The organism is Streptomyces sp. NPDC016677, from assembly GCF_055562815.1.
The window spans coordinates 47519-65509 of record NZ_JBVHEO010000021.1 but is presented as its reverse complement, the minus strand read 5'-3'; the positions used below and the strand labels follow the sequence as shown (position 1 = coordinate 65509).

Here is a 17991-nt window from a genome sequence, read left to right as displayed (position 1 = left end):
CCCGCGCTGAACGGGTCCAGGTCGGTCTGCGGCAGCCCCCACCAGCGTGATCGCGAGCACGGCGGCCGACATCGCCAGGACCTGCCGGCCCAGGGCACGCACGGCGCGCGGGCCGTATCCGGACAGTGCCCAGTACAGCCGCAGCAGTGCCCGCTCACCACGGGAGGCCGTGGCGTCCTGGCGGCGCATTTCCATCTCGCCGTAACGGAAGTCGGCCGTGACCGGCTCGTTCCGGCCGTCCTCCAGTGCCTTGCGGAGCTGCCGGCAGAGCGGTGCGAGGACGGCGGGTTCGTGCGGCTGGAAGCCCGATGGCGCGGGTGTCCAGCGGTCGCGGTACCGGGTCGCCCGCCCGTGGTGTTCCTCGGCGAGGGCCCGGCGGCGTAGCCAGCGCGGTCCGCCGGGCGGTGACGACAGGACGCAGCGGCCTTCGAGCCGCGACTGGTCCAGGTGGACCCTCTCGACGAGAAGACAGCCGCTCAGGTCGACGTCGGCCAGCACCAGGTGCGCGGCGTCCACGCCTTTGACCGAGGTGACACGGGCCCGGCCGTCGGTGAGCCCCGGTCCGTGTCAGCTCGCCCTCCGGCGAGACGAACGGGCGGCGCCGGCCGGCGCCGGTCACCGGGAACCCCACCACGGCGCCGCTCGGGTCGGCCTCGGCCTGCCGCGGCCGCGGCGCGGCGGTGGACGTCCACCGTGTCCGCCGGCAGCGCACCTGCCGCGCCGCGGCCTCCAGCGTCACCGCGGCCTCGAACACGGCGTCGGAGAAGCCCGCCGTCCCCGGGCGGGCCGGCGGGCCGGTCCGGGCGGTGGGCCGGAACACCGTCCACCGGGAATCCACGCCGGCTTCCAGCCGGGCCCCGGAGAACGACAGGTCGCCACCGCACACGACCCCCTCGAACGTGGCTCCTGCCGCGAAGTGGGCCTCGGCGAACGGCATGTCCCCGTCGATGACCGCGCCGTCGAAGGAGGCGACGCCGCACACCCGGACCCCCGAGAAGTAGGCGTCCGCGCACGTCATGCCCTTGAACACCGCGCTGCGGCCGACCCGGTGGACACAGAACCGCAAGGCGCCGGTGATCCGCGTCCCGTAGAACCAGGCGTCACCGCCCACTTCGGTGTCGTCCAGCCACGCCTCTCCCGCGACCTGTACCGCACCGAGGCGGAGATCACCCCCGGTGCGTACCTCACGGACGTACACGCCCCCGCCGAACACGGCCGACGCGAAGGAGCGGAAGCCGCCGAAGTCGTCCCCCTGGAGCTCCGCGTCTCCGGTGACCGGCCCTAGGGGTGGCCCGTTCGGGGTTTCCGGAACGAGTGGCTGGGATGATGCCTGAGTGAGCTACTTCTCCCATCTGAGCCTCGGCCCTGATCCCGACCCGTGGCCCCTCCCGGAGCCAAGGCCGGCCGAGCCGGGTCAGTGGCCCGAGTTGGAGGCCGCCCTCGCCGTGGTCAACCGCGACGTGACGGCGACCTTGCCGGGTCAGGACCCGCTGATACTGGTGGTCGTCCCGTCCGGGGGTGAGCCTTCGCTCCCGGACGGGACCGGCAGCGGGTACGTCCACGTGGCCTTGCCGGACGGCCGCTGGCACGGAGATCCCGTGAACGCGTACGGCCCGGAAGAGGGTGACGCGCCGGAGCCGGACGACGCGGCGACGGTCCTGACCGTGGTCGCGGAGGCGGCGCAGGAGACCATCATGGAACTGTCCCGGCAGGTCTGGCCGACCTGCCGGGAACACAACACCGGGACGCACGTGCGTCCCGCGGGGACGACCACGGACGACTGGTACCAGGGCGAGGCGGACGCGGCCGGCCCACCGGTGTGGTGGTGCCGGGGCGGCCGGGACGGCGACTGCCACGACGTCTCCCCGGTGGGAGAGCTGGCCGCCACCATGCCGGGGACGTAGCGTCGCGCACGGCGGCGAGGCTGCGACGCGGGCTGCCGCCGAGCCGTGAGGCGCACGCCGTCGTGCCGCCGCTCCAGCAGTCCGGTGCCCGCCGCCCATCCCGGACGCCTTCGGCGAGGCCGTCGCCGTCGGTGTGTCTCCCCCGGCCGTCGCCCAACGCCCGCTCACCGACCGCGTGTTCACGGAAGAGACCACGACGGCCGTCCGGGCACACCAGGCTCTCCTGACCCCGTGGCCGGTACGGGCAGGGTGATCGACCCCGACGTGTGGTGCGGTTGCCCGGGCGGTCAGGTCCGGAACCGGCGGCGGTACTCCGTGGGCGTGGTGCCCAGACGCCTGCGGAAGGCGCGGACGAGTGTGTCGACGGTCCCGAAACCACAGGTGCCGGCGACGTGTCCGAGCGTGTCGTCCGTGGTCTCCAGCCGATGACGGGCCATCTCGACGCGGACGGACTCGATGTACGCGCCCGGCGTCATGCCCAGTTCGGCCTTGAAGATCCGGGTGAGCTGCCGTTCGCCGACATGGGCGTACGCGGCCACGTCGGCGACGGTGAGCGGGCCGGCGGCGGAGCGCAGGACGTGGTGCCGGAGGTCCTCCACCCGCCGTGACCGGGAGGCGGGTTCGAGGGGGACGCTGAACTGACTCTGCCCGCCCGGCCGTTTCAGGTACATCACGAGCTGCCGGGCGACACGCAGGGCCACGGCCTCACCGAGGTCGTCGGCGACGAGGGCGAGGGACAGGTCGAGGCAGGCGCTGATGCCCGCACCGGTCCACACCGCGCCGTCCCGCACGAAGATCGGATCGGCGTCGACCTCGACGCGCGGGTGCTCGGCGGCGAGCTGCCGCGCCGTCGACCAGTGCGTGGTGGCGCGCTTGCCGTCGAGCAGGCCGGCGGCGGCGAGGACGTGCGCCCCGACACACACCGAGGCGACCCTGCGGGTGCCGTCGGCGAGCTTGCGGACCCAGCCCACCACCTCGGGATCGGTGAGCGCGCGCACCCCGTGCTCACGGTCGGCGTCCACCGCGCCGGGCACGAGCAGGGTGTCGATCCGCTCGGCCGCCACCTCCTCGAAGGTCGTGTCGGGCAGGACGCGTACGCCGGCGGCGGTGGTGACGGGCGTCATGGCCGCGGCGGCCAGTACGACCCGGTAGCCCGCCGAGTCGCCGGCCTCCCGCCGCACCAGGGAGAACACCTCGGGCGGCCCGGTGACGTCGAGCAGATCCACGCCCTCGAAGACGACGATGACGACAAGGCGTTGCGGGGTGCTCACGGGTTCTCCGTCCGGTCGGCCGCGGTGATGTCTGGATCTGCAGGTTAGACGACATTGCCGACACCGCGCCGGCGGCCCTAGCGTTTCTGTCACGGCCCCGCCCCGCGCACACGGCACGGGCGCCGCAGCAACAGCCACCCGGCCGTACAGCCACTCGGCCACCGCCCCCGATTCCAAGGAGATATCCCCGTGTCCACGACGACCCTGCGTGAACTCAACAACCTCGACGACACCCCCGCGTCCCTGGCGGACTCCACCCTGATCCTCGTCGACTACCAGAACACCTACGTCGGCGGAGTGATGGAACTCGACGGCTGGCAGGACGCGCTCGACTCCGCCGCCGCCCTGCTGACCAGGGCCCGCGCGGCCGGCACCACGGTGATCCACGTCGTCAACGACGGCGGCGAGGGCACCCCCTACGACATCCGGGCCGAGATCGGCGAGATCCACCCGAGCGTGGCCCCCGCCGAGGGCGAGCCCGTCGTCGTCAAGACCACTCCCGACTCCTTCGCCGGTACCGACCTGTCCGCGCATGTCGACGCCGCCGGCCACCGGGACGTCATCGTCATCGGGTTCATGACGCACATGTGCGTGCTGGCCACCACCATGGGGGCGTTCCTGCGGGGCAACCGTCCCACCGTGGTCGCCGACGCCTGCGCGACCCGTCCCCTCCGCTCGGCGGACACCGACCTGACCGCCGCGCAGATCCACCACGGCGCCCTCGCCACCATCGGCGACCTGTACGGCGTCGTCGTCCCCTCCGGGAAGTCCCTGATCTGACCGACCCGAGGGCCGCGACCCGAACGCACAGGCGTGACGCGCGGTGCGCGGGGGACCTGTCGGTGCATGGCAAGAGTTGCGAAACCGCTGTCGGCGGCGGACACCGAGGGCCCGGCGCTCAAGCGGACCCTGACCACCCCCCTGCTCTACTTCTTCATCCTGGGCGACGTCCTCGGCGCGGGCGTCTATGTCCTGGTGGGCCAGGTGGCCGCCGACAGCGGGGGAGCGGTGTGGGCCCCGCTGACCGTCGCGCTGCTGCTGGCCCTGCTCACCGCGGCCTCCTACGCGGAACTGGCCACCAAATACCCCCGCGCGGGCGGCGCCTCCCACTACGTCACCCGCGCCTTCGGGCCCTTCGCCGGATTCATCGCGGGCTTCTGCATGCTCGCCGCCGGCATCGTCTCCGTGGCCGCGCTGGCGCGCGGCTTCGGCGGCGACTACCTGTCCGCCTTCGTGACCCTTCCCGTCGGCCTCGTCGCCGTGCTGTTCCTCGCTCTGCTCGCCCTGGTCAACGCGCGCGGCGTGCGGGAGTCGACCCGCGCCAACGCCGTCGCCACCGTGATCGAGGTCGGCGGCCTGCTCGTCATCGTCGTACTCGGCGGCTGGCTGCTGCTGCGCGGCGACGGCGACCCGGGCCGGCTGGGCCGGCTCGGAACTCCGGAGAAGGGGGTGATGCCGGCCCTGCTCAGCGGGGCCGTGCTGGCGTACTACTCCTTCGTCGGGTTCGAGACCTCGGTGAACGTCGCCGAGGAGACCCGCGACCCGCGGCGCTCCTACCCGCGCGCCCTGTTCGGCGCGCTGGCGACCGCCGGAGCCGTGTACGTGCTGGTGGGCCTCGCGGCGTCGGCCGCCGTGCCCACTGCCCGGCTGGCCGGGTCGAGCGGACCGCTGCTGGAGGTCGTCGAGGAGGCCGGCGGGGTACCGCCCCTCCTGTTCAGCGCCGTCGCGCTGGTCGCGGTGGCCAACGGCGCCCTGCTCACCGGCATCATGTCCTCCCGCCTCGCCTACGGCATGGCCCGCGACGGACTGCTGCCCCGCGCCCTGACCAAAGTACTGCCCGGCCGCCGTACGCCCTGGGCGGCGATCGCCGTCACCACCGCGCTGTCGATGGCGCTGGCCCTGACCGGCAGTGTCGCCACCCTGGCGTCCACGCTGGTCCTGCTGCTCCTCGTCGTCTTCCTCATGGTCGACGTCGCCGTGCTCGTGCTGCGCCGCGACCCCGGGGACACCGGCCACTTCCGGGCCCCGACCGTGCTCCCGGTGCTCGGCGCCGTGTCCTGCGTCGTACTCGCCACACAGGTCGAGGCCGCCGTCTGGCTGCGCGGCCTGCCGGTCCTGGCGACCGGAGCCGTACTCGCCGCCCTCGTCGCCGTACGCCGCGCCCGCCACCCCGCACGGACCACCGGGGTGACGGAACCGGCCGACGAACCGTCATCACCGTCCTGACCGGTCCTGACCGGTCCAGACCCCGGCCGTCGCTGCCCGTCACCTGTCATCTGTCACCCGTCACCTGCCGTCCGCCGCCGTCAGACCGTGTGCTCCCTGATCCGCGCGAGCAGACCGCGCAACTGCTCGCGCTCACCGGCGTCCAGGGCGACCGTCGCCTCCGCGAGCGCCAGGCGGTCGACCTCCTCGGCCTCGCGGTGACAGCGCACGCCCTCGTCGGTGAGCCGGAGCAGGAAGGCCCGCCGGTCGCGGGGATGGCGGACCCGCTCCACCAGCCCGTCACGTTCCAGACTGTCGACGATGCTGGTCGCGGTGCGCGGCGCGATGCCCGCCATCTCGCTCAGATCCCGCATCCGCAGGGGCTCTTGGGCCCGGTCCAGCATGCGCAGCGCGCGCAGCCGCGCCACCGACGCACCCTTCTCCCGCAGCCGGGTCTCCACGAAGTCCCGCAACCGGTACGTCGTCTCGTACAACTCGTCGATCAGGATGTCGCTGCTGCCCTGCACCGCCGCCATGTCCGCCGTCCTGTCTTCCGCTCCCGCACGCCTTCGTGACCGAGGAGTAAGGGTACTGAGTCGACACATAGTGTGTATGCTCAGCACATGCGCCGACGTCACTCCTCCGTGCTGTCTGCCCTGTCCCTCCCCCTCAGCCAGCGCCTCGTCGTCCCGGTCGTGTGTGTCTGCGTGACCTTCATCGCGATCGTGGACGGCGCCATCACCACCGTGGCATTGCCCTCCATCGCCCGGCAGTTCGAGCTGACGACGGCGGCCCTGGACGGGGTGGTCGTGGTCTACCCGGTCTGCCTGGCGATGGCCATACCCGCCTCCGCGTGGCTGGTCGAGCGGTTCGGCGGCAAACGTGTGCTGCTGACCGCGCTCGTCGGGTTCCTCGTGTCGTCGACCCTGTGCGGCGCGGCCGCCGACCTCGGTCAGCTCGTCGCCTACCGCGCCGTCCAGGGTGTGTCCGCCGGACTGCTGCTGCCCGCCTCGGCGGCGCTGCTGTTCAGCACCTTCTCCGCCGCCGAGCAGGTACGCGTCTCCCGGTACACGATCATCCCGCAGCAGATCGCGCCGGCCGTCGCACCGATCCTGGGCGGGCTGCTGGTGGACCACCTGTCCTGGCGGTGGGTGTTCTACGTCAACGTGCCGGTCGGCCTGCCGGCCGTACTGTTCGGCGCGCTGTTCCTGGCCGGGCACCACGGCGGCCGGCCGGGCCGCTTCGATCTGCCCGGCCTGCTGTTGAGCGCGGCGGGCCTGGGCGCCGCGATGTTCGGTGTCTGCGAAGGTCCCAACCGTGGCTGGTCGTCGGACGCGGTCGTCGTCTCCCTGGCCGCGGGCGCGATCCTGCTGGCCGCCGCGGTCGTTCACGAACTCCGCGTCCGTGTCCCCCTGTTGAGGATACGGCTGTTCGCCGACCGCCTCTTCCGCGACACCAACCTGCTCAACCTGGTCGGCCTGGTGCCCATCTTCGGCGCCATGTACCTGGGGCCGCTCTTCCTGCAACAGGCCCAGGGCCGCAGCGCGTCGGAGTCCGGTACGGCCACCTTCCCCGAGGCGTTCGGCGTGCTGCTGACCGTCCAGGTCGTCGGTGTGCTGTACGCCCGCGTCGGCCCGCGTCTCATCGTCGGCTGCGGCACGGCCGGCGTCAGTGTCGTCCTGCTGTTGTTCGCCACCTGCGACGCGGACACGAGCCTGTGGACGTTCCGCCTCTACATGTTCCTGCTCGGCCTGTGCATGGGCTGCTTCTTCATCCCGACGACGGTGGCCTCCCTCGCCACGATCGACCCGCGGGACCTGTCGCACGCCACCACGCTGAACACCGTCGTCCGGCAGACCGGCGGCGCCCTCGCCCCGGCCGTGGTGACCACCGCCCTCGTCCTGGGCACCCCGCCCGCCGCCGTGGCGGACCCGCCGGTCACCGCCTACCAGCAGGCGTACCTGGCGCTGGCCGCGCTGGCCGCGATCACCGCGGTCTTCGCCTTCACCCTCCCCGACGGCCCCGCCCGCGCCGCGGCCCGCGGCACGACCACGGCCGACGCCCGGCCCGGCCTCGTGCGGGGGCGCCCGGAGCCTGTCGACTCCCCGTGACGTACAACGCGAGGACGTACGACGTGAGGACGCGCAACGTGATGCCGGGTGACCGCGACACCCTCACGACCGCGCCTGATGCCCGCGAATCCGCCTGACACGGACGCGGCCGGGCCTCATCCTTGATCGCGCCGGCGCGGCCGGTGCGACCGCGGCGGCATCCGGGCACTGTCCGGCCCGTGCGGCGATCAGTCGCAGGGCGTCCGGGCGGCCGGTGTCGGCCGGTTCTCCAGGGGCCAGTTGCTCGGTACGACGTATGACGTACGCGATCTGAGCGCCACCCGCGCCCGAAGGCGGGTCTGCCCTCCGGGCGCGCCCGCCGGGGCCCGCTGTCGACCGCTTCGCGGACGTCACCGGGCAGGCATGCTGAAGTTGTTTCTACAGTGCTGTAGATTTCCGTTCATGTCGGCGGCACCCACCCGTGCCGCCGGGACGGCATGGAGGGATGAGACATGGGGGTTCTCCGCCGCCCGGGCCGGAAACGGCCCTCGGCGCATCGGTACCGAGACGGGCGGAGCGCGGCCGGATGACCAGTGAGCCGCGCCTGCGGCCGGAGGACCGCGCCGACGTCGAGCGGCTTGTGCGCCAGACCTTGGACGCCGGAGCCGGTCCCGCCGGGGGAAACGCCGCGCATGTGCTGCTCCAGGCGTTGCGGGACACCGACGAGATCGCGGCCGCCGCCGGCGACGAGTACCACGCCTACCTCAGGGCCAAGGGCGCGCGCCCCGCGCCCCGCCGCCCGTTGTGGGACGCGTTCGCCGTGCTCACGCCCCTGGTGTCGGCCACCGCGGCGGCCCTCCTCCTGCTGGCCGGTTACATCCTGCGGCTCGCCGGCACGGCCGCCCACTGGGCGTCGACGATGGTGACGACCGGATGGCTGTGCGCCCTCGTCGCCGTGGTCTCCGGCGCCGTAGGCTTGTGGACCGTACTGCGCACCGCCCTGAACCGGCCCGCGCCGGACCCGGGTGACGGCGAGGCGGCGGTGACCGCCGCCCGCGAGCGGTGGCGGCGGGCCCTGCTGGACCGGGGCCTGCTGCCCTATCTCGAACGCCGCTCGTCCCTGGCCCCGCGCTCAGCTGCACTCCGACCGGGAACAGCGCCCGCACCCACCACATCCACCACAGACAAGGAGACGACCCGTGTCGGTCAATCTGAGTAAGGGACAGCAGGTCAGTCTGAGCAAGGCGGACGGCACCGCGCTGACCGCCGTCCGCATGGGCCTCGGCTGGCAGTCCGCGCCCCGCAAGGGTTTCCTGGCCAAGCTGACCGGCCCCCGGGCCATCGACCTGGACGCCTCCGCGCTCCTCTTCTCCCGGGGACAACTGGCCGACGTCGTCTTCTTCCAGCACCTGAGCAGTGACGACGGCTCCGTACGGCACCTCGGTGACAACCTCACCGGAGGCAGCGGCGCCGGCGGCGACGACGAGACCGTCCTCGTCGACCTCGGACGCGTGCCCGGACACGTCGACCACATCGTCTTCACGGTCAACTCCTTCACCGGGCAGACCTTCGCGGAGGTACAGAACGCCTTCTGCCGTCTGGTCGACGAGACCACCGGCGAGGAACTGGCCCGCTACACCCTCAGCGGCGGCGGTCCGCACACGGCCCAGATCATGGCCGCGCTCCACCGCGAGAGGGGCGGCTGGCAACTGAAGGCCATCGGGGAACCCGCCACCGGCCGCACCTTCCAGGACCTGCTCCCGGCCATCGCCACCCACCTCTGACACGTGCGACGATGGCTCCTCGTGGCGGCCTGTGCCCTGGTGCTGTGCGCCGCCGTACGGGCCACCGGCACGCTGCTGCCGGACGGGCCGCCGCCCTCGGCCGGCCCCTCCGGTACCCCGTCCGCCTCCTCCCCGTCGGCCCCGGCCCCTTCCTCGTCGTACGACCCCGCCCACCACGCGTCCCAGGTCCGGGCCCGCGCGCGGGAGACCGGCGTCAGTGCGCGGCTGTTCATGGCGATCCTCCGCAACGAGGCGAACTGCTGGCCCTCGGCTACAACGCCGGCCCGGCCGCGATGCCCGCCTCCGCCCGCGGCGCGGCCCCCGGCGACCAGGCGCGGTCGTACCTGGAGAAGCCGCGCGGGAACCGGGACAGGGCGGGACAGGCGGTCGGCGCGGACTGAGCCCCTGGTCCCCGCCTCCGCCGGCAGACCACGACCGCCGCACCGTCCTCCTCCTCGACGGAACCCGCGGGCCGGGCGTGCGCGCCCGAGAGCGCGCACGCACCGCTCCCGCCCGGCCCGCCCGGCACCATCACCGCGCTGCTGTCAGGCGGTGCCGCCGCGCTCAGCGCCGATTCGGTCCAGCTCGGCGAGGTCCGCGTCGGAGAGCGGGAGTCCCGCGCCGCTGACGTTCTCGCGCAGGTGCGCCACCGAAGAAGTACCGGGAATGAGCAGGATGTTCGGCGACCGCCGCAGCAGCCAGGCCAGGGCGACCGACATCGGCGTCGCCTCCAGCCGGGCGGCCACGGTGGAGAGCGCCGTGGACTGCAGCGGGGTGAAACCGCCGAGCGGGAAGAAGGGCACGTAGGCGATGCCCTCGCCGGCGAGATCGTCGATCAGCTCGTCGTCCTGGCGGTGAGCGAGGTTGTACATGTTCTGCACACACACGATCGGTGCGATCGCCCGCGCCTCGGCGACCTGTTCCGCGGTCGCGTTGCTCACTCCGAGGTGCCGGATGAGGCCCTGCCGCTGGAGTTCGACGAGGGTCTCGAACGGCTCGGCGAGGGAGCCCGGCTGGGGGCCCTGGGCGTCGCCGAGCCGGAGATTGACCACGTCGAGGACGTCGAGGCCGAGGTGTTCCAGGTTCGCGCGCACCGCGCGGCGCAGGTCCTCGGGCCGCCGGGCGGGGGGCCAGCCGCCCTGCTGGTCCCGGACCGCGCCGACCTTGGTCACGAGGCGCAGCGACTCGGGATAGGGGTGCAGCGCTTCGCGGATCAACTGGTTGGTGACGTGCGGTCCGTACGCGTCGGCGGTGTCGATGTGGGTGATCCCCAGATCGGCGGCCTCGCGCAGCACGGCGAGCGCACCGTCATGGTCGGAGGGCGGACCCATCACCCCGGGGCCGGCGAGTTGCATGGCGCCGTAGCCGAAGCGGGTGACGGTCAGATCGCCCAGGGACCAGGTGCCGCCGGGCAGCGACGCGGGAGAAGCGTTCATGCTGTCGTGTCTTTCCTGCTGGACCGGATCACGGGAAGGTGCTTGCCACTTGACAGGCCCGCGCATCGGGCGGGCCTCGCTCGCACCTGTCGTCGATGTTCGCCCGGGGGTGAAGCGCGGCCAATACGGATGCGGTGCTCTGTCATACCGGGCGGGTATCACCGAGTTACGCTCTGGACATGCACACCCTGGACACCCTGGAGACCCGCGAGCTGAGGTACTTCCTGGCCGTCGCCGAGGAACTGCACTTCGGCCGCGCCGCCGAACACCTCGGCATGGCCCAGCCGCCGCTGTCCCGGGCGATCCAGCAGCTCGAACGGCGCCTGGGCGTCCGCCTGCTGGACCGCGACCGCCGCGGCGTCGCCCTGACCGGCGCCGGAGAGATGCTGCTGCACGAGGGCCGCGCGGCCCTCGACGCGGTCACCGCCGCCGCGCGCCGCACCCGTCGCGCCGGTGGCGCGGACAGCCCGTGCGGCCCTCGCGACCGCCTGGTGCTGGCGGTGAAGGCCGGCGACTCCCACGAACTGCTGCACAAGCTCCTCGACGCCTACGCGGCCGAGCTCGACGCCGCCGAGATCGAGGTGCTGCCGAGCGGCACGTGCGAGCAGGGAGCGATGCTCCGCGACGGCCGTGCGGACGCCGCGCTCATGCACGCGCCGTTCAACTCCCTCACCGGGTTCGACAGCGAGGTACTGATGTCCGAGGGCCAGATCGCCGTCCTGCCCGCCAAGCATCCTCTCGCCAGCCACCGGACCCTGTCCCTGGCCGACATCAGCGACGTCCCCGGACTCCCGCTCGCCCGCTGGTCCAGCAACGGCACGTACCCGCCCGGCCCGGGCCCCGAGATCCACGACCAGACGCAGCTGGCCCAGCTGATCGCCCTCGGACGCACCATGGCCGTCTACCCGGAGTCGGCCCGCGCCTGGCTGTGGGCCGAGCACGCCGCCGTCCCCCTGACCGACGCGCCCCCGGTCGTCACCCACCTGGCCTGGCCCGCGCACAGCCGTTCCCTCGCCCTCGCCGGACTGGTCCGCACGGCCACCCGGCTGTGACCGACCCCCCGCCCCGGCCCACCACGCGATCCGCCCGGACCCGACCGTGCCGGCGGCCGTCGGTCCCTTGGACGCACGCCGGTCTCTACGGGCTGCGTCTTCGCGAACCACGGCGCCCGAGGCCCGGGGCGGAGGGGTGTCTCAGATGGGGCACTCGATGTGGATGTCGATGTCCACGTCCTCCGTGTGGATGCCGATGTCGATGGACGACTCCGTCTTCAGCGGGATGATGGAGATCGGTATACGCCAGGACGCCCCCCTTCTGGACGATCCCGATCGCCCTGCGGCGTTCCTCCTCGTCCTGCCTCAGCCGCTGGATCAACTGCTCGGAAGTCTCCGGATCGAGCGCGGGCTTGGCGTACGTGGCCATGATGTCTCCTCGAAGCCCAGGGGCCGGACGGCTGGGCGCACAGCGGCCTGCGTCGGACGCGACGGAGAAACCGCATGGACCACGGCGGAGGAACCGGTGCGGGGAAGCCGGCCATGAACAGGCCCGAATCGTTCTTCTTGCCCTGTTTCAGGGTACGCGCAACTCCTTCACGACCTGCTCCCGTTCGGCGATTCGGGTGCGGTCGTCCGGGCCTGCGACTCGACCGTCAACCCGGTGAGCCTGCTGGTCGGAGGACACCCCCTCACCCGGATATCCTTCGCCACTCCCATCTCCTGGGTTCTCCACCACCTCGGCCTCGACCTGCTCTGGGCCCCGGCTCCCCGGACCCGACGGCGGCGACCGCGCCTGCGGCGCACCCCGCGCTCCGGAGGCAGCCGGCCGCGGCGTGCCTGCCGACAGCGGTCTGCGAGGACGGCGCCCGCCGAGACAGCGTTGGGACGTGGAGCGGGAGCGGACTGTCCGGGGCAAGGGCAAGGGCAAGGGCGGGGGCGGGGGTGGACCGGGCGGGCCGGGCCCGGTCAGGGCCGGTGGCCGGCGCGCAGTTCCAGCCGTTCAGCTTCGAAGCGTGCGCGGAAGTCGCGATCGTGTGAGACCGCGACCACCGCCCCCGGGTACGCCGCGAGCGCGGCCTGGAGGTCCTCGACCAGGTCGGGGGCGATGTGGTTGGTCGGCTCGTCAAGGACGAGGAGGTCTGCGGGCCGGGTCACCAGGGTCGCGATCTGCAGTCGTCGTCGCTGTCCCACGGACAGGGCGGCAACCGGGACGTGCAGGTCCTGTTCGCGGAACAGGCCCAGGGACAGGAACTGGTCGGCGTACTCGTCCGGCAGCCCGGGCCGCCCGGCGGCGAACGCGGCGAGCAGCGGCAGCCGCGTGGCGTGGGCGGGCAGTTCCTGGGCGAGGTAGCCGGTCCGGGCAGGGCGGCGCGCCGTGCCCGCGTCCGGCTGGAGGTCGCCCGCCAGGACGCGAAGCAGTGTCGACTTGCCCGCGCCGTTCTCGCCCGTGACAAGGAGGCGCCCTCCGGGCTTGATCGTCAGGAGTCCGTCCAGGTGCAGCCGTTCTCCGACTCGTACGTTGTCGAGCTCGGCGAGAGTGCCCTGGGCAGGGCTGTCGGCCGCCGACGCCGGCGCCGTGGTGAACCGCAGCGGTACCGGCGGCTTCGCCACCGGGTTGCGCCGCAGCCGGTCCAGGCGCTCCCGCACCGAGCGCACCTGCCCGCCGAGCTTCGCCTCGCTGGAGCGGCGGTGCTTGCCGAAGCCCTGCTTCGGGTCGCGGCCGGTGGCGGCCAGCCGCCTGCCGGCGGCTTCCAGCAGCTCCTCCGCGTGGGCCACCTCTTCGGCCCAGTCCGCGTACCGCTGCTGCGCCGCGCGCCGGGCGGCGGCCTTCGCGGCGCGGTAGCCGGTCCATCCGTCGCCGTACCGGCGCACCGTGCGCTCGTCCCGGTCGACCTCGAGGATCGTGGTGGCGATGCGTTCGAGGAAGCCGCGGTCGTGGGTGACCGCGATGACGGTGCCGCGGTGCGCGCGCAGGTGTTCCTCCAGCCAGCGCACGGCGGTGGCGTCGAGGTGGTTGGTCGGTTCGTCCAGGAGCAGCAGTTCGGGGGCGGCGGCCAGGGTGCAGGCGAGCGCGAGGCGTGCCTGCTCGCCGCCGGACAGCGAGCCGAGCGGGCGGTCCCGGGTGATCCGGGCCAGTCCGAGTCCGTGCATGGCGGCATCCACACGGGCGTCCGCCTGGTATCCGCCGCGTTCTTCGTACGCGGTCAGCAGCTCGCCGTACGCGGCGAGTTCCTCGTCCGGCGCGTCGGCGAGGGACTCCTCTGCCGCACGGAGTCTTCGCTCCATGTCGCGCAGTTCGGCCAGGGCGAGGTCGACGGCGTCCCGCACGGTGCGGTCCGGATCGAGGCCGGGGGTCTGGGCGAGATGGCCGGTTCCGCCGGGGAAGCGGACGGTGACCTCTCCGGCGTCTGGCCTCTCGGCTGTGGCGAGCAGCCGCAGCAGGGTGGATTTGCCGGAGCCGTTGTCGCCGACCACGGCGGCTTTCTCGCCCGGCCGGACGGTGAAGGAGACCTGGTCGAGGACGGTCCGGGTGCCGTACGACTTGGTGACGGACCTGACCGACAGCTGGGCCACATCGGAGGCGGCGGTGGGCAGGGCGGTGTGAGCGCGGTCGCGCATAGGACTTTCCCTGGGCATGCGTGGGTCTGCGGGCAGCGGAAACGGCGGCTGGGGCCGTGCCCGGGCTCAGACGAAGAAGAGGAAAGCCATGCCCTCACCATAACAAGACGAAGCGTCTCGTCTCAAGTGGTGCCCGTCGCGCTTCGTCCCGCCCCGCCCCTCCAGCCGTGGCCCGTACGCTCCCCGGGGAGCGTACGGGCCACGGCAGTGGTGGATCACCCGGTGGTGGTCACCCGGTGTTCCTTCAGGGTCGCGCAGTTGGAGCCGGTGATCTGGACGTTGACGTTGCCGATGCTGCCGCCCCAGTCCACGCAGTGGGCCTTGCCGTACACGTAGGTGGGCCCGGCGTACGAGGTGTACCGGCCGTAGTCCTCGTCGTAGTCCTCGGTGTCCGGTACGTAGATCCACGCGGACATGTCGGTCGCGGTGCCCGGGGTGCTGCGGATGGTCGCTACGCAGTTCTTTCCGGTGGTGGCGTTGTAGGTGAGGTAGACGGTGCCGCGGGAGCCGACGGCGGCCGAGTTGACGGTCTTGTAGCCGCTGCCGCACACCTTCTCCGGCGTGGTGTTGGGGGCGGCGGACGCGGGTGCCGCGAGCGCGGTGGCGGTGCCCAGGCCCAGGGCCGCCACCGCGGCGACGGACAGAATGGATCGTTTGGCGGTCATATTTCCCCCTTGCGGTCGTAGGAGACGTTTGCTCCTGTCCAGTGGGACGGCGGACAGAGGGGATTGGTTGTGCTTCGGTCGCGGCTTTTCGACGCTGCTGTGCGCTCCGGGACGGGATGAACGAACGGAACAGGCCACGTGGTACGCGTTTCTGTCGGCGTGTCAGGTTCGGCGCGGGCAGGGCGGGGCGTAGTCGAGACGGGGGAAGTGGCGGGCCCACTGGGCGCGGCTGATGGTGGTGGGGGAGTGGGCGCAGGCGTCGGCGAGCGCCCGGCCGAGGTCGGTGTACCAGATCTGCACGGTGTGGTGGGCGGTCACGGTCAGGAAGGTCCCGTCCGCGGCGAGGCGGCGTACTTCCTTGAGGGTGCCGCGGGGGTTGGTGAGGCGGGAGCGTGCGAAGGGGCGGGTGCGGTCGGTGAGGTCCCAGATGTGCACTGTGCCGTCGATGCCGACGGTGACCGCGGTACGTCCGTGGGCGGCGAAGGCGACGCCGGTGACGATGTCGGAGTGGCCGGCCAGTTCGGCCGGCTCACGGTGGCGGGGAAGGGCGCTGACGTCCCACAGTCTCGCGGTGCGGTCGTCGCTGCCGCTGAGCAGGGTGCGGCCGTCGGGGCTGTAGGCGAGGGCGTCCACGAAGTTCCGGTGTCCTGCGAGGACGGCGACGGGGGCGGCGTGGCGGGGGTCGGTCACGTCCCAGACGCGGATGTGGTGGTCGTCGGAGCCCGAGGCCAGGGTTGTGCCGTCGGGGCCGAACGTCACGGCTTTGACGTTGGCGGTGTGTCCGGTGAGCCGGTCGAGCGGGCGGGGGCGGGCCGGGTCGGTGGTGTCCCACAGGCGGACGATGTCGTCGTAGCTGCTGGTGGCGGCCAGGCCGCCGTCGTGGCGTACGGCGATGGCGTAGACGGCCTCGGTGTGGCCGGTGGGCAGCTTCGACAGCAGTCTGGGGCGCCGCGGGTCGGACACGTCCCAGGTCCACAGGGTGCGGTCGCCGTCCGCGCCGAGCAGCGTGCGGCCGTCCGGGGTCAACTGGATCGGACCCAGGCCGGCCGGGCCGGCGCCGGTGCGGCCGAGCCGGCGGGGCCGGCGCGGATCGGTCATGTCCCACAGGACGGCGTGCGAGCCGTCGGCCATGGCCAGCACGCGGCCGTCGGCGGTCACGGCCGGCGTGTGCCCGGTGGGGGGTTTCTCCACCGGCGCGCGCCCGGCCGGTGTGGACCCGGCAGGCCGGGGCTCCGTCGAACCGACGGACAGGGCGGTGAGCAGGGCGTCCCGGGTACGGCCCTGCGGGGCCTCGCGGTAGGCGGCCAGTGCGATCTGGACAGCCAGTGACGGATCGTGCGGGCTGAGGCGGACGGCCGCGTCGGCGGCGCGCAGCGCCACGGCTTCGTCGCGCTGCCGGGTGACGGTGCTCTGGGCCCGTACGGCGAAACCGGCGGCCGCCACGGCACAGACGAGCAGGACGGCCAGCGCCCCGGCCAGGCGGCGCAGGCGGCGCAGCCGTCGGCGGTCACGCTGCTGCTCCTGGTGGGCCGCCGCCAGGCTGGCGTCGAGGAAGGCGCGTTCCCGGGTGGTCAGCGCCTGTCGCGGGAGGTCACCGGCGGCGGCCAGGCGCACCCCGCGGTACAGGGTGTCGGGGTCGTGGTCCAGGGACTCCCAGGAGGTGGCGGCCTCGGTGAGCGCGCGGTGCAGACGTTCCTGGCCGCGGTCCTCCGCCAGCCAGGCACCGAGCCGGGGCCAGCAGCGGATCAGCGCCTCGTGGGCGATCTCCACGTGGCCGGCGTCGGCGGTCAGCAGCCGGGCCCTGGTGGCCTGTTCGAGGACGAACTCGGTGTCCGGACCCTCGTCGAGTTCGCGGCGCGGCACCCGGCGTTTGGTGTCCTCGGTGCCCTCGCCCAGCGCGACCAGCCGCAGGAAAAGCCGCCGCGCGGCCCGCTGCCGGCTGTCGTCCAGGGAGTCGTGGAACTCCTCGGCGGTCTGCGCGAGCGCGCCCTCGATGCCGCCCGCCGCGCGGTAGCCGGCCAGGGTGAGGGCGTTGCCCCGCCGTCGCCGCCAGGTCTCCAGCAGGGCGTGCGACAGCAGCGGCAGCGCCCCCGGCCGGCCGTGGGCGTCGGCCGTCAGGGTGGTCAGCAGGGCGGTCTCGACGGTGAGCCGGCAGCGGGCGGCGGGCCGCACGATCGCCGCCCGCAACTCCTCGGCGGTCATCGGGCCGACGGGATGGTGGGCGTGGGGCAGGGCGTCGACGAGGGGGGCCAGCCGGGTGCAGTGGGTGTAGAAGTCGGACCGTACGGCGATGACGACCCGGGTGCGGCTGTCGGGGACCTGTGCCGCGCGTACGAGCGCGGCGGTGAACCGCTCCCGTTCCCGCGCGTCGCGGCAGACGGTGAACACCTCCTCGAACTGGTCCACGACGACGATCAGTTCGTCCGCCGCGCCACCCCCCTGTTCTCCCTCCTGTCCGGCGAGGATCTGCCGCACGATCCGGTGCAGGCCGCACGGCTCGGCGGTGAGCAGGTCCCGCACCGCCCCGGGCTCGATGCCGGCCCGGGCCGCCAGCCGCACGGCGCATTCCTCCAGCGGCCGCGGGCCGGGCGTGAAGACGAGGGAGGGAACACCGGAAAAAGCCGGGAGCACACCGGCGCGCAGCACCGACGATTTCCCCGATCCCGACGCCCCGAACAATACGAGGAGCCTTTTCTCCTTCAGATGTTCGACGAGCGTGCCGGTGAGTTTCTCCCGCCCGAAGAAAAACCCGGCATCGCCCGGTCCGAACGCGCGCAGACCGGCGTAGGGGGGCTTGGTGTCGCTTTCTCGGCCGCTCTTCCCGCCGACGGGGACCGGCGCGCCCGTACCGGAACACGCGTCCGCCGTCCGTTGCCAGATCCGTCGCCATTCCCGCTCGTCACCGCCGCAGGCGCGGACGTAGGCGAGGGTGACGGCCAGGCTGGGCAGCTGACGGCCCGCCGCGGCCTGGGACAGCGTCGCGATCCCGTAGTGCGTGGTCCGCGCGAGGTCCCGGTAGGTGGGGCGGCCCGCCTGCTCCCGCACTTTCCGCAGACCGGCC

The 17991-nt window shown here is 73.1% G+C and carries 15 protein-coding genes; 8 read left to right on the top strand and 7 right to left on the bottom strand.

All coding sequences use genetic code 11. From position 1 onward, the window contains the following. Positions 1-154: 154 nt before the first annotated feature. A complete protein-coding gene (locus ACZ3IG_RS33745; RefSeq protein ID WP_467436915.1) occupies positions 155-937 on the bottom strand; it encodes a hypothetical protein in 783 nt (260 codons plus the stop codon). A gap of 111 nt (positions 938-1048) precedes the next feature. Between ACZ3IG_RS33745 and ACZ3IG_RS33740 the strand changes: the two genes are divergently transcribed. After that, the gene (locus ACZ3IG_RS33740; protein ID WP_467436918.1) at positions 1049-1285 is read left to right on the top strand and encodes a hypothetical protein; all 237 of its coding nucleotides are present in this window, start codon (positions 1049-1051) and stop codon (positions 1283-1285) included. Positions 1286-1334: 49 nt separating this feature from the next. Beyond that, positions 1335-1904 (top strand): hypothetical protein, encoded by a 570-nt coding sequence (locus tag ACZ3IG_RS33735; RefSeq protein ID WP_467436889.1) that lies wholly within the window; start codon positions 1335-1337, stop codon positions 1902-1904. Positions 1905-2191: 287 nt separating this feature from the next. Here the strand turns inward: ACZ3IG_RS33735 and ACZ3IG_RS33730 are convergent, their stop codons facing one another. Next, positions 2192-3175: a GlxA family transcriptional regulator gene (locus ACZ3IG_RS33730; RefSeq protein WP_467436888.1), complete on the bottom strand. Its 984-nt coding sequence runs from the start codon at positions 3173-3175 to the stop codon at positions 2192-2194. Positions 3176-3364: 189 nt separating this feature from the next. Between ACZ3IG_RS33730 and ACZ3IG_RS33725 the strand changes: the two genes are divergently transcribed. Then, positions 3365-3955 carry a cysteine hydrolase family protein gene (locus ACZ3IG_RS33725; RefSeq protein ID WP_467436887.1) on the top strand — a complete coding sequence of 197 codons (591 nt, stop codon included), beginning with the start codon at positions 3365-3367 and terminating at the stop codon, positions 3953-3955. A gap of 66 nt (positions 3956-4021) precedes the next feature. After that, positions 4022-5401: an APC family permease gene (locus ACZ3IG_RS33720; RefSeq protein WP_467436885.1), complete on the top strand. Its 1380-nt coding sequence runs from the start codon at positions 4022-4024 to the stop codon at positions 5399-5401. A gap of 80 nt (positions 5402-5481) precedes the next feature. Here the strand turns inward: ACZ3IG_RS33720 and ACZ3IG_RS33715 are convergent, their stop codons facing one another. Next, the gene (locus ACZ3IG_RS33715; protein ID WP_467436884.1) at positions 5482-5916 is read right to left on the bottom strand and encodes a MarR family winged helix-turn-helix transcriptional regulator; all 435 of its coding nucleotides are present in this window, start codon (positions 5914-5916) and stop codon (positions 5482-5484) included. 171 nt (positions 5917-6087) lie between these two features. Between ACZ3IG_RS33715 and ACZ3IG_RS33710 the strand changes: the two genes are divergently transcribed. From ACZ3IG_RS33710 to ACZ3IG_RS33700, 3 genes are all read left to right on the top strand, one after another. Further along, positions 6088-7491: a DHA2 family efflux MFS transporter permease subunit gene (locus tag ACZ3IG_RS33710; RefSeq protein WP_467436914.1), complete on the top strand. Its 1404-nt coding sequence runs from the start codon at positions 6088-6090 to the stop codon at positions 7489-7491. A gap of 526 nt (positions 7492-8017) precedes the next feature. After that, positions 8018-8650, top strand: coding sequence for a hypothetical protein (locus ACZ3IG_RS33705; RefSeq protein ID WP_467436883.1), 633 nt, complete (start codon positions 8018-8020; stop codon positions 8648-8650). Next, positions 8631-9215 (top strand): TerD family protein, encoded by a 585-nt coding sequence (locus ACZ3IG_RS33700; protein ID WP_403540507.1) that lies wholly within the window; start codon positions 8631-8633, stop codon positions 9213-9215. Before ACZ3IG_RS33705 ends, ACZ3IG_RS33700 begins: the two co-directional genes overlap by 20 nt. Before the next feature lie 545 nt (positions 9216-9760). Here the strand turns inward: ACZ3IG_RS33700 and ACZ3IG_RS33695 are convergent. Next, complete coding sequence (locus tag ACZ3IG_RS33695; protein WP_467436882.1) at positions 9761-10651, bottom strand: aldo/keto reductase family oxidoreductase; 891 nt, start codon at positions 10649-10651, stop codon at positions 9761-9763. Between the two features lie 179 nt (positions 10652-10830). Between ACZ3IG_RS33695 and ACZ3IG_RS33690 the strand changes: the two genes are divergently transcribed. Further along, positions 10831-11703 carry a LysR family transcriptional regulator gene (locus tag ACZ3IG_RS33690; RefSeq protein ID WP_467436880.1) on the top strand — a complete coding sequence of 291 codons (873 nt, stop codon included), beginning with the start codon at positions 10831-10833 and terminating at the stop codon, positions 11701-11703. Positions 11704-12612: 909 nt separating this feature from the next. Here ACZ3IG_RS33690 and abc-f read toward each other — a convergent pair. The 3 genes from abc-f to ACZ3IG_RS33675 all read right to left on the bottom strand — a co-directional run bounded on the left by abc-f (position 12613) and on the right by ACZ3IG_RS33675 (position 17975). Continuing rightward, a complete protein-coding gene (abc-f, locus tag ACZ3IG_RS33685; protein WP_467436878.1) occupies positions 12613-14265 on the bottom strand; it encodes a ribosomal protection-like ABC-F family protein in 1653 nt (550 codons plus the stop codon). 215 nt (positions 14266-14480) lie between these two features. Further along, positions 14481-14930: a spore-associated protein gene (locus tag ACZ3IG_RS33680; RefSeq protein ID WP_467436877.1), complete on the bottom strand. Its 450-nt coding sequence runs from the start codon at positions 14928-14930 to the stop codon at positions 14481-14483. 162 nt (positions 14931-15092) lie between these two features. Then, entirely contained in the window at positions 15093-17975 is a 2883-nt protein-coding gene (locus ACZ3IG_RS33675) for an nSTAND1 domain-containing NTPase (RefSeq protein ID WP_467436876.1), read from the bottom strand. Between the last annotated feature and the right edge of the window lie 16 nt (positions 17976-17991).